Here is a 15,641-nt window from a genome sequence, read left to right on the forward strand (position 1 = left end):
GGGCGTTGCTTTCCAATACTCGCATGAGGCGATTCACGCGTGCTTCCTTGCTGTCTCTCGGCCTCGCGATTTCGTTCGTGCAGGCTTCCGGTTGTTCGGGCGACGGTGCGAACAACACTGCGGGCACAGCCGGCGGAGGAACCGGGGGGCAAGGGGGCGTCGCGGGGCAAGGCGGCGGCGGGCAGGGCGGCGGCCAGGGCGGGGAAGGCGGCGCTGCTTGCACGGACGGCGAGTCGCGCGCCTGTTACGACGCCGACCCCGCCACCGCCGACAGGGGCGAATGCAAGCAAGGCACGCAGACGTGCACAGGCTCGGTCTGGGGCGCGTGCACGGGGCAGGTCTTGCCGGCCTCCGAGGCGTGCGACGGCAAGGACGAGGATTGTAATGGCCAGGTCGACGACAACATCGCGGACGTGACCTGCGGGCTCGGCCAGTGCCAGGTGAAAGTCCCGGGCTGCGTGGACCATGAGGTCCCCGAATGCACGCCGCTCCCGCCGGCGACCGCCGAGGCCTGCGACGGCGTCGACGACGATTGCGACGGCATGATCGACGAGGGCTGCTCCTGCGAAGACGGCGACACGCAGTCCTGTTATTCGGGCGGCGCGGGCACGCAGGGCGTCGGTATCTGCAAGTCCGGCACGCAGACGTGCGTGGGCGGCGCGTGGGGCGCTTGCGAGGGCGAGACCGTGCCCGGCGTCGAGACCTGCAACGGCGCCGACGACGATTGCGACGGGAAAACCGACGAGGACCTCGGGCAGCTCAACTGCGGCGCCGGCGCTTGCTTCGTCAGCGTCGAGGCCTGCGTGAACGGCGCGCCGCAGACGTGCATGCCCGGCAATCCCAAGGCCGAGACGTGCAACGGCGTCGACGACGATTGCAACCTGCTCATCGACGACGGCCTCGGCACCCTCTCCTGCGGCCTCGGCGCGTGCAAGACCACGGTGCAAGCGTGCATCGGCGGCCAGCCGCAGACGTGCATGCCGGGGCTCGGGACGGCCGAGGTCTGCGACGGCGTCGACAACGATTGCGACGGCAACACGGACGAGGGCAACCCCGGCGGCGGCGCGGGCTGCACGACGGAGCAACCGGGCGCCTGCGCGCAGGGGACGCAGGTCTGCACCGGCGGCATGCTCCAGTGCATGCCCACGGTCCAGCCCGTGGCCGAGTCCTGCAATGGCAAGGACGACGATTGCGACGGGCAAGTCGACGAGCAGAACCCCGGCGGCGGGAGCGCCTGCAACACGGGGCAGCTCGGCATCTGCGCGGCCGGCACGACGGCCTGCCAGAACGGCGCCCCCGTCTGCAATCCGAACAGCCAGCCCACCGTCGAGACCTGCGACGGGCTCGACAACAACTGCAACGGCGCGGTCGACGAGCAGAACCCCGGCGGGGGTGTGTCCTGCCAGACCGGCAAATCGGGCGTCTGCGCGTCGGGCACCACGGCCTGCCAGAACGGCCAGACCGCGTGCGTCCAGACGAACCAGCCGAGCCTGGAGATCTGCGACGGGCTCGACAACAACTGCAACGGCACGGTCGACGAGGGCAACCCGGGCAGCGGCGGCGTGTGTCCGACGGGCAAGCAGGGCGTCTGCGCCGTCGGCACCTACCAGTGCCAGAACGGCGGGCTCGTCTGCGTGTCCACGACGATGGCCTCGGCCGAGACCTGCGACAACAAGGACAACGATTGCGACGGGCTCGTCGACGAGAACAACCCCGGCGGCGGAATGGCCTGCGCGACGGGCCAGCAGGGCGTCTGCAGCGCCGGCACGTCGACGTGCTCGAACGGGGGCATCGTTTGCACTCCGACGATCCAGCCCTCGGCCGAGATCTGCGACAACAAGGACAACGACTGCGACGGCGTGGTCGACGAGGGCAACCCGGGCGGCGGCTCGGCGTGCCCGACGGGCCTGCAGGGCCTCTGCAGCACGGGCACGCAGGTTTGTCAGAACGGTACGATCTCGTGCGTGCCGACGATCATGCCGACGACCGAGGTCTGCGACAACAAGGACAACGACTGCGACGGCATGATCGACGAGAACAACGCGGGCGGCGGCGGCGCGTGCACGACGGGCCAGCAGGGCGTCTGCGGCGCGGGCACGTACGTTTGTCAGGGCGGCACGATCGCGTGCGTGGCCACGAAGACGCCGTCGGCCGAGATCTGCGACGGGCTCGACAACGATTGCGACGGCGTGGTCGACGAGGACAACCCGGGCGGCGGCGTGGCCTGCGGGACGGCGTATGCCGCGCCCTGCACGAACAACAAGACGATCTGCCAGAACGGCGTGCTCGTCTGCGGCGTGACGAACGTCTTCGAGGAGACGTTCGCGACCGCGACGGCGGCGAACGGCTACAACGGCTGGGCGCCCGGGACCGAATGGCAGATCGGTACGGCCATGTCCTCGTCCGGGCACGACACCGGGTATGGCGACCCGTCGACGGATCACACGTCGACGGCCGACAACAAACTCGCCGGCGTGGTCATCGGCGGCAATGCCAGCACCCTCGCCACGCACCCGATGTATTACCTCACGAGCCCCATCATCAACACCGCCGGCGCAGGCTCGATCGTCCTCGATTTCTGGCGGTGGCTCAACAGCGACTACTCGCCGTACATGACGAACGTCATCGAGGTTTACAACGGGTCGACCTGGGTCGTCATCTGGCAGAGTGATACGACTTATATCAAGGATGGATCCTGGAAAAACATCGTGCACGACATCACCACCTACAAGAACGCGGACCTGCGCGTGCGCTTCGGGTTCTCGATCGGCGAGACGTCGGGCCTGTACGACATGTCCTCCTGGAACCTCGACGACGTCGTGATCCGCCGCTGCCAGTGATGAGCCAATCCCTCCACGGGCTCCTCCTCGGGGCCCTCCTCCTCACGACCGCATGCACGAGCCGGGGACCGACGCCCGAAGTCGGGCCCTCGGCGCCGCCGCCCGCGCCGCTGCCGGTCGTCCCGAATCCGCCGTCGATCGTCGCGCCGCCGCTCGAACCCAAAAAGCCCCCGCCGCCCGCGCCGGTGGAGCCTGCGCCCGCGCCCCCGCAGGCGAGCGCGCTGCCGACACGCGTGGACGGCATGATCCTCGTGCCCGCGGGTCCTTTCACGATGGGCGCCGACAGCGGCGGCGAGCCCGACGAATGGCCGGCGCACACCGTGACGCTGCCGGCCTATTACCTCGACGAATTCGAGGTGACGAACGGCGACTATGCGCGCTGCATCGAGGCCAAAATTTGCCCGCCGCCCGAGCCGAGCAACGCGGAGCGCAATGGCGTGGGCCCGGACAAACGTTTCCGGGGGCCGAAGCAGCCCGTGAGCAGCATCTCCTGGGACAGCGCGCGCGCCTATTGCAACTTCGTGGGCAAGCGCCTCCCGCGCGAGGCGGAGCTCGAGAAGGCGGCGCGCGGCGAGGGCGGCCGGCTTTATCCCTGGGGAAACTCGCCGCCCGGGCCCGAGCGCGCGGTCTTCGCGGCCAGCGTGACGGCGGATGTCGGGACACACCCTTCCGGGCGTGGTCCTTACGGGCACCACGACCTCGCCGGCAACGTCTGGGAGTGGGCCGAGGACGTCTACGACCCGTTCGCCTACAAGCGTCCCGGCGCCCTCGAGGGCCGCGGCGGCACGTGCGAGGAGGCCCTCGAAGCCTACGCGGAGCTCCGGCGCAAGAGGCAGCAGGGTTTTACCGGGTCGAACAAGATCCCCACCGAATGCGAGCGGGTCCTGCGCGGCGGCGGATTCAATTACCACGCGACGGGCCTGCGCTCGACGAACCGCGTCCACCACCCATCGCGCTACCGGATGGTGATGAGCGGGTTCCGGTGTGCGCGAGATGCCAAGGGGTAGGATCGCGGCGACCCCGCCCGGGGACATCGACGATCGGAGAACCGTCCCATGGTGTAGGATGGACCGAGGGCACGACGTCGCTCGGCGTTCGGGCTCCGGGACCAACGCCACCATGACCGCGGAGGATCGGGGCGATCTCGAGCGCGAGCTCTTGACCCGCCTTGCCACAGGAGACCGAAAGAGCGTCGCGACGGACATGCTCGCGGCGTACGGGCCCGAGATCTACGCGTTCCTCGCGGCCCTGCACCGCGACGAGAGCGACGCCGAGGAGGTCTTCTCCCGCTTCGGCGAGGCGCTCTGGCAAGGCCTGCAGCGCTTCGAGGGCCAATCTTCCTTCCGCACGTTCGCCTACGCCATCGCGCGAAGAACCTCGGTCCGCTTCCGCAGGGACGCGGCGCGTCGGCGCAAGCGCGAGGAGGAGCTCGACAGCACCGAGCTGTCGGGCGTCATGGCCGAGGTTCGCGAGCGCACCGCCACGTACCTGCGGACGACGGTTCGCAGCCGCCTCGCCGCGCTCCGCGCCTCGCTGCCCGAGGAGGACCAGGAGCTGCTCATGCTGCGCGTGGACCGCAAGCTGCCCTGGGAGGAGCTCGCCGTGGTGCTGCGCGGCGAGGACGAGCCGCCGCTCTCGGCGGAGGACAAACGCCGCGAGGGGGCGCGGCTGCGCAAGAAGTTCCAGATCCTGAAGGAACGGCTCCGCGAGATGGCCCGTCGCGAGGGCCTGCTCGACGAGGACGGGTGAGCACGATGTCGTCCGAGATCTTCGCCTGGCAAGCGTCCACGCTCGCGGCGAGCGCCTCGTCGGAGGACGCGTCGGCGGACGAGTCGTCCGACGTGTCGGACGACGCGTTCCTGCGGGAGGTCGCGCGCATCGACGATGTCCCCGTGCCCCGCAAGCGCGAGGACCGCGCGGGCAAGCTCGTCGCCCATCGGTACCAGCTCGTCTCGCTGCTCGGCAGCGGCGGGCAAGGCGCGGTGTGGGAGGCGGAGGATACGCTCACGGGCGAGCGGGTCGCGGTGAAGGTGCTCCGCTCGGTGTCGGCGACGTGCGCGGCGCGCGCGCAGCGGGAGATCGCGGTGCTGCGGCTCCTGCGCCTGCCCGGCGTGGTGCGCCTCGTCGACGAGGGGCTGCAAGGCGACAGCCCCTTCCTCGTGACCGAGCGCATCACGGGCCGACCCTTCCCCGGCGTGAGCGTCCCTTGCTCCTGGGAAGAGCTCGAGCCCGTGCTCGTCGGGCTCCTCGAGACGCTCGCGCGGATCCACGCGGTGGGCATCGTCCACCGCGATCTCAAGCCGGACAACGTGCTCGTGGGGCCGGACAAGCGGCCCGTGGTGCTCGATTTCGGCCTCTCGTCGCCGTCGGCCGCGTCGCGGGATCCGATCACGGACGCGGGGCAGATCGTCGGCACCCTCTCGTACATCGCGCCCGAGCAGTTCCGCGAGCAACGCGCCACCGCGCGCACGGATCTCTACGCCGTCGGCGTCATGGCCTATCTTGCGCTCACGGGGCGCGTCCCGCACGAGAAGCGCGACATGTGCGCGTTCATCCTTTCGCGCCTGAACGAGCCCGCGCCGAACCTGCGTACGCTCGTCCCGGAGCTGCCCTTCGAGGTGTCCCTCGTCCTCGATCAGCTCGTCGCCACGAACCCCGCGGATCGACCTCGCTCGGCGGCGGAGGTCGTGGTGCGCCTGCGCGATCGCCTCATCCCGTCGACCCGCACGAGCGGCATTCCGTCGCCGCTCCGGCCGATCCTGACGCCGCCGCGGGGTCGGCAGCCGCCGCGCACCGTCGCCGCGCTGCAAGCCGTGTTCTCCGGGCCGAACCGCCTGCTCTATCTGCAAGAAGACGCCGCGCGGGTGCTCTTCGCGCGCACCGCGGGCGAGCCGGCGCTCGTCGCGCGCGAGCTCGAAGCGTGGGTGCGCGCGGGGCTCGGGCGCTGGGACGGCGAACGCGTGGCCGTGGATCGCGAGGCGATCGAGGTGCTCGAAGCGGGGCTCGTGGTCGCGACGCACGACGATACGGGCGGGATGCGGCTCCACCTGACGCCGCGGCAGTGGGACCTCGTCGCGTGGGTGACGCTCGCGTTCCCGCACGCCGACGTGGGCGTGCTGGCCGAGGCGCGCGGCGACGATCCGGAGGATGTCGAGGCCGAGCTCGACGAGCTCGTGCGCGCGGAGGTCTTGCGCCCGCTGCCCGAAGGGAAGTTTCTCCCGGCGATCTGGCCGGACGTCGAGGAGTTCTGGACGGTCGAGGCGCAGCAGCGCGCGCACCGGGCGCTCGCCGCGGCCTTGCCGCTCGGCGCGCCGGGCCGGCTGATCCACCTGCTCAAGGGCGCCGCCGACGATCGGGAGAGCGCGGCCGACGTGACGCGGGAAGTCGTGCGCGCCTCGCAGCTCCTCGCGGCCGAGGGGCGCACCACGCGGGCGACACTCCTGCTCACGGAGGGCCTGCGGATGCTCCGGCAGAACCCGCAGGCGTCGCGCGAGGATCGGGCGCGGCTCTTCGCGTCGTGGGTGGAGATCGCGCTCGCCGAGAACACGTCGACCGCGCTCGATCGGGTGCTCTACGAGCTTTGCCGGCCGGGCGCGGCGGACGATCCGGCGCTCGCGCACCTCGCGGCGCTCGTTCGGGCGGCGCTCGCGGCCGGGTCGTGGACGCCACGCGCGGTCGCGGCGGCGAACGAGGTGCCGCCGTTTTCGGATCCGGCGCTTGAGCTGCGGCGGCAGGGCGTGCGGGTGCTCGCGTCGCGGCGCGGGGCGCTCGCGGTCGAGGAGGCGACGCTCGCCGAGGTCGCGGCGTGGGCCGAGGCCGGAGGGGATCGGGTCGCGCAGGCGCGCGCGGCGAGCTGGGTCGGGCGGCTCAGGTATCGGCAGGGCCGCTTCGACGAGGCGGCGGCGTGTCACCTCGCCGCGGCGGCGGGCGAGGCTTGGCCCGTGGCGCGGCTCTGGGCGCTCCTCTTCGGCGCGTCCGCGCTGCTCGAAGCGTTTCGGTTCGAGGAGGCGAAGGCCACGGCCAAGGAGGCGCTCGCCCTCGCGCGCCACTGCCGTCATGCGGTTTGCGCGGGCCGGGCCGAATGGATCCTCCGATCGGTCGCGTACCGGATGGGCGCGATCGACGGCGGGCCCGTGGACCTCGAGCTCGTCGAGGCCACGCCGCTCGTGGGCGGAGCGGATCTCGAAGCGCTCGTGTGCCTGACCGAGGCCGCCGTCGCGCATCGCGCCGGTGATCGCGCCCTCGCGCGGGACCTCGCCGGCCGGGCCTACCGCGTGTGGCGACCTTCGCAGGAGCGTGTCGGCTCGCTCCTCTGCGCGGGCCTCTCCCTCGCGCACGGCGGCGCCTTGCCCACGGCCGAGGTGCAGGCCGTCGTCGAGGCTGCGAGGACGTGCCCGATCCCCGGCGTGGGCGTGCAAGCGCTCGCGTTGCTCGCGGCGGCCGGGGTCCCGGTCACGTGGGGGAGAGAAGAGGTCGACAGGCTCGCCGCGCTCGTTCCTTTGGATCGGCGGCGCGATCGGATGGATGTGCTTTCGGTGGAGGAGTCGCTCGAGCGGTTGTCTCGCGCCTAGCCGGTTCACGCGGCCACGGCGCAGAGCGCGTTCACCGTCACGACGGCGCGGCCCGAGAGATCCGGCGTGCTCACGGCGCCGAGGTAGGTCAGCGCGTACGCCCCGCCGAGGCCTGTGTCGGGGGCGCTGTACGGCGCTTCGTTGGCGCTCAGCGTGGCCGTCGCGACGCGATCGAACAGGTGCCACGTCTCCAGGGTGCCGCTGGCGATGGGCGTCACGACGAGCACGCCGACGCGCCGGTTGCCCTGGGTGATGTCGTAGATGCCGAGGTCGACCTGCTGCGGCAGGCTCGGCATCGCGGCGGAGATGCTCCCGGTGTTGTTCGAGGCGAGCCGGTCGCAACGCGCCTCGATGTACTCGATGCCGCAGCCCGTCGAGATCGTCAGCCGGGCGAGGTAATCATTCACGCTGAAGTCGGCCGGCGCCGCGCCCGTGCCCCGGAACGACAGGCCCACGGGCGTGCCCAGGAACGAGCTGCTCGGGCGGACGTACGCGGCGTAACCGGAACCGAAGGGCGCGCTCGTGTACAGGAACCAGTGCTCGTAGCGGGTATCCCCGTCGAGCTCGGTGACCACGAGGCGCCCGACCTCGAGCAGCGGCGCGCTCGGAATGCGCGGATCGCGCTGGAAAAGAATGTACTGACCTGCGCCGATGTGCCCACTGATCATGGCGTACTCTCCTCGGAAGAACGAACGAAGGGTCCCGGGCCGGGACGAACGGCCCCCCAGCCTCACCGCCCCAGCCATCAACGAGAGAGTTCCCGCTGCGCGCAGATGTGACGAAAAAAAATTCTTCACCGGTCGCAAGGTGCGTCCGGGCCCCCCGGTGTACGGAGGCGAGCGGTGGGCGGGCCGACCTTCGGCACGCCGATGTCACGGGCCGCCCGGTCGTCGCGTCCGCTCGCGTGTTCGTCACGGGGCCGTGCGAAAACTGCCATGGGACGGACGACCGGCGCGGTCTCCGGATCCGGCGACCCGGATCAGGAGGCCTTGGTGGCCTGGATGTGCTTCGCGAGGAGCGTGCGGAGCGTCGTGACGTTTTGCTTGTTCTGGTCGTGGATCTGCTGGAAACAGCGCTCGGCCTCTTGATCCCCGGCCTGGCGCGCATCCTGTATGTATTGCTCCAGCGCCGAGTTCCCCTGAAGCAGCTCGTGCATCTCCGCGACGATGTCGTATTCGATGTTCGAGGCACCCGTTTGCTTTTGCTGCGTCTGTGTGGCCATGCGCACTCCTTTCGAGTGCCGGACGTAGCAGCACACGTGCCAGGGGCATAACGCCCGCCGGGCTCGTCATTCCCGGCGGGCGCGGCGGGGCTTCACTTGCAGAGGCCGTTCACGCAGGTCGTGGCCGCCGGGCAATCGGCGTTGCTCGCGCATTGCTTGATCGTGCAGTTGCCGTTCAGGCAGAGCTGGGGCGCGGGGCAGATCAACGAGCCCGGGGTGACGTCGTCGACCACGCCGTCGCAGTCGTTGTCGATCCCGTCGCACTTCTCGTTGCTCGGCACGCAGCCGCCCGGCGAGCAGACGCCGTTCGGCGTGCAGATCTGGCCGAGCGGGCAGTCGGCGTTGATCTGGCAAGGCTGTGCGACGCACGAGCCCATGATGCAGGTGCCGCCGTTCGGGCAGAGGAGCAGCCCACCGGGCGTGACGTCGTCGATCTGACCGTCGCAATCGTCGTCGAGGCCATTGCAGAACTCGGGCTGGGGCATGCACATGCCGCCGCACTGGCCGTTGATGCAGGCGGTGCCGTCGGCGCAAATCGTGTTCTCGTCGACCGAGCCGTTGCAATCGTCGTCGACGCCGTTGCAGGCCTCCGGCTGTGGGATGCAGCCGTTCGGATTGACGCACGCCGCGATCGCCGGATCACAGACGTAGCCGGCGGGGCACTCGGCGTCGGTCATGCAGCCCTGGAACGAGCACATGCCGTTGACGCACGTGCCGCCCATCGGGCAGAGGATCGCGCCGGGCGTGACCTCGTCGATCTGGCCGTCGCAATCGTTGTCGTAGCCGTCGCAGAGCTCGGGCGTGGGCGTGCACATGCCGCCGCACTGGCCGTTGACGCAGGGGGTGCCGTCGGCGCAGAACGCGTTGTTGTCGGGGATGCCGTTGCAATCGTCGTCGAGGCCGTTGCAGGCCTCGGGCGCCGGGACGCAGCCGCCCGGGAGGCAGACGCCGAGCATCGGGTTGCAGAGCTGGCCGGCGGGGCACTCGGCGTCGGTCATGCATTGCACGACCACGCACGCGCCGGCCACGCAGGCGCCGCCGTTCGGGCAGAGGAGCGCGCCGGTGGGGTTGTCGATGATGCCGTTGCAATCGTTGTCGATACCGTCGCAGATCTCGGGCCCAGCCTCGCAGAGGGGGCCGGGGATGCACATCCCGAATTGATCGCAGACCATGCCGGCCGGACAGTAGTCGCACACGAGCTGGCACATGCCGTTCGCGTCGCAATAACTGTTCGGCGGGCACGGCGTCATGGGGCCACATTGCGTCATGCCGCCGCACGTGCCGTTCTGACAGACGCTCCCGTCGGGGCAGATGACGGGTCCGTTCGCGGTCGCGTCGATCTTGCCGTCGAGATCGTCGTCGACGCCATTGCAGACCTCGGGCTGGGGGCCGTCGTTCTGCAAGACGCAAAGGCCGTTCACGCAGAACTGGCCGGCCGCGCAATCGGAGGCGACGACGCACGCCTCGTTGCCGCCGATGATGACGTGATCGATACACCCGGCGAACGGCGTGATCGCGAAGAGGGCGCCGAGGGGGAGCAGGGCCTTGAGGAAGGAAGCGCGAAGGTTTTTCATGGCGTGGTCGTCTCTCTCGTGGGTGGAGGGCGCGCGCGGCCGTTCGTCCACGCAATGGACGCGCGGCGCGGCTACCAATGTCTTCGTCTACCTTCGTGGCCGGCCGCCCGCCGATCCGTGAAGAAATGTTAAGGGCTCGTGGGGCAGGCTTTCCGGACACGATCGGCGAGCGGCGAGCCGGGGCTCTCCGAAAGGAATCGGGCGGCCTCGGCGCGGGCTTCGTCGACGCGGCCGAGCTTGCAGAGCGCGAGCACGCGCGCCGCGGTTCGCTCCGCGCGCAGCGATTGGCCCTCCGCGCTCGCCGAATTCTCGTCGAGCAAGCGCAGGGCTTGCTCCGGATCGCCGTCCTTCATGGCGCCGTGCACGGCGCGAAGGCGCCGCGTCTCGGCGAGCAGCGGGTCCGTGGGCTCGGGGGAAGGCTCGTTCGTGGCGACGGTCGGCGCCGTCCGCTTGGGCGCAGCATTCACCGTCGGTGCATGCGGAAGCTCGGGCGCCGGGGGAGGCGGCGGGTCGTCGATCGGTATGACCGTGGGCTCCGCCTCGGCGCGCGTCGGCGCGGGCGGGGTTTTTCCTTTTTGAGCCGGCGCTTCGAGATGCGTGGCCGCAGGGGGCGTCTCCAGGTGCGTCGCCGTGGGCCCGAGAATCGCCACGGCGGAGGCGGCGCCGCCCACGAGGAGGGCGACCATTCCTTTCCACGCCAGGCCGCCGAGGGAAAACACCGCGCCGGTCTTGGCAGCGGACGCGATCTTCGTGGCCGAGGCGGCCTCGCCGAGTTTTGTCGTGGCGGCGTCGGCGATACGCTCTCCCCCGACCGAAGCGGCTCCACCTGCGGCAATGGCGGCCGAGAGCGCGCGGCGCAGGCGGGCGCGGTCGGCGGGCGAGGGATCGTCTCCGTCGCGCCCTGCAAGAAGGATCGCCCGCGCTTCGGGGCCGAGCTCGCTCATCGGAGCCTCCACGTATCGCGGGCCCGCTCCCGGGCGACCGCTTGCTCGAAATCGCGCCGCGCGGCCCGCAGGCGCGCATAAACGGTGTTCACGTTTTCCCCGAGCGCGTCGGCAATCTCGGGCGCGGTCATCTGCTCGAGCTCGGCGAGCACGAGCACGGTGCGTTTTTCGAATTCGAGCTCGTCGAGCAGCTTGTGCAAAAGGCGCGCGCCTTCGAGCCGCACGGTGTGCTCGTGCGGGCCCTCCGCGCGCTCGTCGGGCACCGAATCGACGTCGACGGCCTCGGCCTTCCCGCAGGCATGCGGGCTCTTTCGCCGGAGCGCGCGCCGGTGATCACTCGCGACGCGGGTGACGATGGAGCAGATCCACGTCTTCAACGAGGAGCGCCCCTCGAACTGGCCGAGGCGGCGATAGACGACGAGGAAGACCTCCTGGACGGCGTCGTCGACGAGCGCGTCGGGGACGCCGAGGCGGCGGACGTTGCGGAAGACGAGGTCGAAATGCTCTTCGTAGACGACTTCGAACGGCGGCACGGCCACCGCCTCACCGCCACCCGAGCGCGCCGCTGCCGTGGGCTCGGGGGCGAGCGGCGAGGGGAGGGTGGCATGGAAGGAAGCGGAAGGAGGCAAGCTGGTCCTTGGTGGCCGGCGCCGTGAGGTTCCGTGATCAAAAATCTCAGAACCGGACCTCGAAGCCGAGCTCGGCCCGTCCGATGACCGGCGAGGCACGGTGGACGGCGCCGAGGCCCGAGACGGCGAGCTCCGGGTGGACGACGGGGACGCCGGCGCCGACGCCGACGACGAGGGAGACAGGGCGCGCGAACGTCCAGGCGAAACGTCCCCCGGCGGAGAAGGCGAGCCAGGCGGCGGCGCCCTGGCCTGGGGAAGAGATGCCGGCGCTCGCGCTCTGGATGCGGCCGGCCTCGAAGGAGACGCAGGGGCCGAGCTCGAAGGGGCGTCGCTGGAGGAAGGCGGCGCAGGCGCCGACGTGGGCGAGGGTGAGGTCGATGTTGCCGGTGGCGGTGTCGAGGGTGGGGAAGGCGAAGGCGCGGGTCGGGAGGTAGGAGATGCCCGCTTCGAGGCGGTAGCGGCCGACGAAGAGGGAGAGCGCGGCGCCGAAGCCGAGGGTCGGCGCGGGGAAGGAGCCGACGTCGGCGAGGGCACGCACGAAGAGGGCCATCGGCGGAGGCGGCGGTTGTTGGGGCGCTGACGGAGGGACCGTCGAAGGTGCAACGCGTTGAGGTTCGGGTCGTGGGGGGGAGGGCTTGGGGGTGGAATCGATTGAGGTTCGGGTCGTGGGGGGGACGGTCGGAGGTGCAACGCGTTGAGGTTCCGGCCGGGGGGGGGAGGGCTCGGGGGTGGAATCGATTGAGGTTTGGGTCGTAGGGGCGACCTTCGGAGGTTCAACGCGTTTCGGTTCGGGTCGTGGGGGGGACTCCGGCGGGGGCTCGGCGAGGACGTCCGGCTCGATCATCATGGCGATGATCAGGGCCGCGGCCTCGCCGAGGGCGGCGCACGAGGCGGCGTCGACCTCGCGCACTCGCGGTCCCTCGTCGCTCCGTGTCTCCAGACGAACCCGATACCGCCCCGCGTCGCGTTTCACCTCGGCCGTCACGTCGAGCGGCGCCTCCGGCGAGCCGCGCCCTCCGAGCAATCGATCCACCTCGGCCGAGATCGCCTCGGCCGTGGGACACCCCTCCGGCGCGGACCAACGCAAGCGGACCCCGCTCGACGCGTGCGCATCGGCGGCGAGGCCGAGCGACGCGAGGACGGCGACGATCAGGGAAGGGGCCCGGGCCCGAAGCATGGGGTCACTTATGTCATCATGCCCCGCGGATGAGCCGGCCGAAAACGAGCAGCACGCGCCCCGCGCGTCCTCCCCCCGCGGGCCTGCCCTCCCGCGAAGTCCTGCTCCGGGATCTCGGCCGTACGCCCGACGAGCGCCCCGTCTTTTCCTTGCCTTCGCCGTTCCTCCCCTGGCTCGGCCTCCTCCTCGGCGTCGGCGTCGCCCTCCTCGCGTCCGGGTTCATGCGCAAGGGGCCCTGGGGCGTCACGCTCTGGGCCGCGCTCGTCCTCGCGGTCCTCGTCATCGTCCTTTTTCCGCGCAAGCTCATCGTCGGCGAGGATGGGCTCCTGCTCGTCTGGGTCCGCGCGCGCTTCATCCCCTACCGCGACATCGCCTACGTCGAGACCTCCGACGGGTTTTACTTCCGCAACCCCGGCATCAACATCGCCCTCCGCTCGGGCGAGGCCGTCGATTTCGCGACCAGCGTCTTCAAAGAGCGCTGGGCCGAGCGTGACGCGCTCCTCAGCTTGATCCGCGCCGCCATCGAGGCCGCGAGCGCGCGCCGTCCCGCCCCCGCGCCCGAGGCCCTCGGCCGCGGCGGCAGGCCCTACGATGCCTGGGCGCGCGCGCTTCGGGCGATCGGCTCGGGCGCTCACGAGGGCATCCGCACCTCACCCGTCCCCGCGGACGAGCTGCTCCGCGTCGCCGAGAGCCCGAGCGCGCCGACCGTCGATCGTACCGCCGCGTTCGTCGCGCTCGCGGCCTCGCAGGACACCGAGAGTCTGCGGCGTTTGCGCATCGCCGTCGACCTCACGGCCGCGCCCGACACCAAGGCCGCGCTGCAAGCCGCGCTCGCGGCCGAGGGCGACGAGGCTTCGATCGCCGAGGTCCTCGCGTTTGCCGAGGCCCGGACGACGCGGCCCTGATCCCGCGATCCATCGGCGTCGGAAACCGGGCGAAACCCTCCCGAGGGCCCCCGCCTTCCTTCATGATGCCGCGCATGCCCTCGAGCCGCATGCGTTCCTCGGTGCTCGCCCTCGCGAGCGCCGCCGCCCTCCTCGTTGCTTGCTCCGATCCCGCCGAAGTCCCCGTTCCGCCTGCGCCTTACGCGCCGCCTCCGAGCTCGGCCGTCGTCGAGGAGGGCGCGGTGCGCATTCGTCGCGACGTCTTCCTCGTCCCGGGCGTCACGCCGCCGCCGAACCCCGTGACCGGCGGCGAGACGCCTGCCGAATACAACGCCGTCCGCGTCGTTCGTTACCGCGTCGACGCCGATCCGCCGGCGCCTGCTCGCGCGGTCGCCGTCCTCATGCCCGGCTTCCTCGGCGGCGCGAACAGCTACGATGCGATGGCGCGCGCGATCGTCCGCAGATCCAAGGACGGCGAGGCCTTCGAGGCCTGGGCCATCGATCGCCGCAGTAACCTCCTCGAAGACCACCACGGCCTCGACGTCGCCGAGTTCCGCAAGGACCCCGAGATCGCGAAGCGTTACTACTTCGAGGACGAGGCCACCGAGGGCAAGACGTTCCCGGGCTTCGTCGATCAGGCCGCGGTCGACTACGCCTCCGAGTGGGGGCTCGACACCACGATCGGCGACCTTCGCCGTGTCATCGAGATGGTCGCGCCCGAGGACCGCAAGGCGCGTGTCTTCCTCGTCGGCCACTCGCTCGGCGCCACGATCGTCGAGGAGTACGCGGCCTGGGATTTCGACGGCAAACCCGGCTACGGCGAGCTCGCGGGCCTCGTCCTCGTCGACGGCGTCGCGCGGAAAGAGGGCGCCGAGGCCCCGGCGATCACCGAGGAAGACTACCTGAAAGGTTCGTCCCAGGGCGCCGACAACTACCTCACGCCGGGCCTCGAAACGATCCGCAAGACCACGCGGTTCGTCGCGCTCCCCTTGCTCGGCCTCAAGGTCTACCCCGTCGCCGCGATCGCCGGCATGCGCGCGCTCTGGTCGCCGACCGCGATCATCGAGGATCCGTACCGGGATAACGCCTTCCTCACGCTCCTCTCGCTCACGAAGGTCCCGCGCATGACGAACCGCGCGGCCATGGGGTTCGCCATGGACGATGCCTCGAACGGCGTCTCCTTCGCGGCCGTCTCCTGCGGCGGGAGCAAGGGCGGCGCGCTCTCCGAGTACGACAGCCTCTTCGGCACCAAGCTCGTCCAGCCCTCCGATCCTACGGCCACGTACGATTGGGTGGAGTACGACGCCACGAACCCTCGCGAGCACACCTCCCTGGACGACATTTCGCGCTCCTGGTTCGACGGACCCTCGCTCGATTTCGCCGAGTGGTACTTCCCGGCGCGCCTCTCGCTCGACGCCCAGGCCGCGGCCACGCTCGTCCTGAAAGAGACCGACTGGCCCCGCGCGACCCACGGAATGCGCGCGATTCACGGCGCTTCCATGGACCTCCCGATCTTCGCGGCCGTCGCGGGCCTCGTCGGTGACACCGCCGCGCTCGACCCGCTGCGGGCTCTCGTTCAGAACGTTCCCATCGGACCGGGCCGGCCCCTCGAGGGCAAACCTCGCACGGATCCCGACGCGTTCGTCGTGCTCGACATCATCGATCTGACCCACATCGATCCCCTGTCCGGCACCGATGACGGTCAGGGCGACGTGACGAAATGGTACGACTCGCTCACCTCGTGGATGACCACGAACAGCCCCGCAGGCGGCGTGGTCCTCGCTCCATCGGCCCCTTGAT

The 15,641-nt window shown here is 70.7% G+C and carries 13 protein-coding genes; 7 read left to right on the forward strand and 6 right to left on the reverse strand.

Annotation, left to right across the window (positions count from 1 at the left end; all coding sequences use genetic code 11):
• Positions 1 to 23: 23 nt before the first annotated feature.
• From QHF84_RS39620 to QHF84_RS39635, 4 genes are all read left to right on the forward strand, one after another.
• Positions 24 to 2,840, forward strand: coding sequence for a MopE-related protein (locus QHF84_RS39620; protein ID WP_281318757.1), 2,817 nt, complete (start codon positions 24 to 26; stop codon positions 2,838 to 2,840).
• The gene (locus tag QHF84_RS39625; protein ID WP_281318758.1) at positions 2,840 to 3,847 is read left to right on the forward strand and encodes an SUMF1/EgtB/PvdO family nonheme iron enzyme; all 1,008 of its coding nucleotides are present in this window, start codon (positions 2,840 to 2,842) and stop codon (positions 3,845 to 3,847) included. Before QHF84_RS39620 ends, QHF84_RS39625 begins: the two co-directional genes overlap by 1 nt.
• Before the next feature lie 112 nt (positions 3,848 to 3,959).
• Positions 3,960 to 4,589, forward strand: coding sequence for a sigma-70 family RNA polymerase sigma factor (locus tag QHF84_RS39630; protein WP_281318759.1), 630 nt, complete (start codon positions 3,960 to 3,962; stop codon positions 4,587 to 4,589).
• Between the two features lie 5 nt (positions 4,590 to 4,594).
• Positions 4,595 to 7,411 carry a serine/threonine-protein kinase gene (locus QHF84_RS39635; RefSeq protein WP_281318796.1) on the forward strand — a complete coding sequence of 939 codons (2,817 nt, stop codon included), beginning with the start codon at positions 4,595 to 4,597 and terminating at the stop codon, positions 7,409 to 7,411.
• 5 nt (positions 7,412 to 7,416) lie between these two features.
• On the opposite strand, the gene QHF84_RS39640 is transcribed toward QHF84_RS39635, so the two are convergent.
• From QHF84_RS39640 to QHF84_RS39650, 3 genes are all read right to left on the reverse strand, one after another.
• Positions 7,417 to 8,079 (reverse strand): hypothetical protein, encoded by a 663-nt coding sequence (locus QHF84_RS39640; protein WP_281318760.1) that lies wholly within the window; start codon positions 8,077 to 8,079, stop codon positions 7,417 to 7,419.
• A gap of 311 nt (positions 8,080 to 8,390) precedes the next feature.
• Positions 8,391 to 8,633 carry a hypothetical protein gene (locus QHF84_RS39645; RefSeq protein ID WP_281318761.1) on the reverse strand — a complete coding sequence of 81 codons (243 nt, stop codon included), beginning with the start codon at positions 8,631 to 8,633 and terminating at the stop codon, positions 8,391 to 8,393.
• A 92-nt stretch (positions 8,634 to 8,725) separates the two neighbouring features.
• On the reverse strand, positions 8,726 to 10,207 hold the full coding sequence (locus tag QHF84_RS39650) for a MopE-related protein (protein ID WP_281318762.1): 1,482 nt from the start codon (positions 10,205 to 10,207) through the stop codon (positions 8,726 to 8,728).
• Between QHF84_RS39650 and QHF84_RS39655 the strand changes: the two genes are divergently transcribed.
• A complete protein-coding gene (locus QHF84_RS39655; RefSeq protein WP_281318763.1) occupies positions 10,206 to 10,328 on the forward strand; it encodes a hypothetical protein in 123 nt (40 codons plus the stop codon). The two genes, QHF84_RS39650 and QHF84_RS39655, sit on opposite strands and share 2 nt — an antisense overlap.
• 7 nt (positions 10,329 to 10,335) lie before the next feature.
• Here the strand turns inward: QHF84_RS39655 and QHF84_RS39660 are convergent, their stop codons facing one another.
• The 3 genes from QHF84_RS39660 to QHF84_RS39670 are packed head-to-tail and all read right to left on the reverse strand — an operon-like array spanning position 10,336 to position 12,330.
• Positions 10,336 to 11,151, reverse strand: coding sequence for a hypothetical protein (locus QHF84_RS39660; protein WP_281318764.1), 816 nt, complete (start codon positions 11,149 to 11,151; stop codon positions 10,336 to 10,338).
• A complete protein-coding gene (locus tag QHF84_RS39665; protein ID WP_281318765.1) occupies positions 11,148 to 11,780 on the reverse strand; it encodes a sigma-70 family RNA polymerase sigma factor in 633 nt (210 codons plus the stop codon). The genes QHF84_RS39660 and QHF84_RS39665 overlap by 4 nt, the downstream gene beginning before the upstream one ends.
• Positions 11,781 to 11,826: 46 nt before the next feature.
• On the reverse strand, positions 11,827 to 12,330 hold the full coding sequence (locus tag QHF84_RS39670; protein ID WP_281318766.1) for a hypothetical protein: 504 nt from the start codon (positions 12,328 to 12,330) through the stop codon (positions 11,827 to 11,829).
• Positions 12,331 to 12,986: 656 nt separating this feature from the next.
• Between QHF84_RS39670 and QHF84_RS39675 the strand changes: the two genes are divergently transcribed.
• Positions 12,987 to 13,862, forward strand: a complete 876-nt coding sequence (locus QHF84_RS39675) for a hypothetical protein (RefSeq protein ID WP_281318767.1) — start codon at positions 12,987 to 12,989, stop codon at positions 13,860 to 13,862.
• Positions 13,863 to 13,936: 74 nt separating this feature from the next.
• Positions 13,937 to 15,640, forward strand: a complete 1,704-nt coding sequence (locus QHF84_RS39680; protein ID WP_281318768.1) for an alpha/beta fold hydrolase — start codon at positions 13,937 to 13,939, stop codon at positions 15,638 to 15,640.
• Position 15,641 lies beyond the last annotated feature (1 nt).

Origin of the sequence: Polyangium sp. y55x31 (assembly GCF_029946505.1) — a bacterium.
Lineage (GTDB): Bacteria > Myxococcota_A > Polyangia > Polyangiales > Polyangiaceae > Polyangium.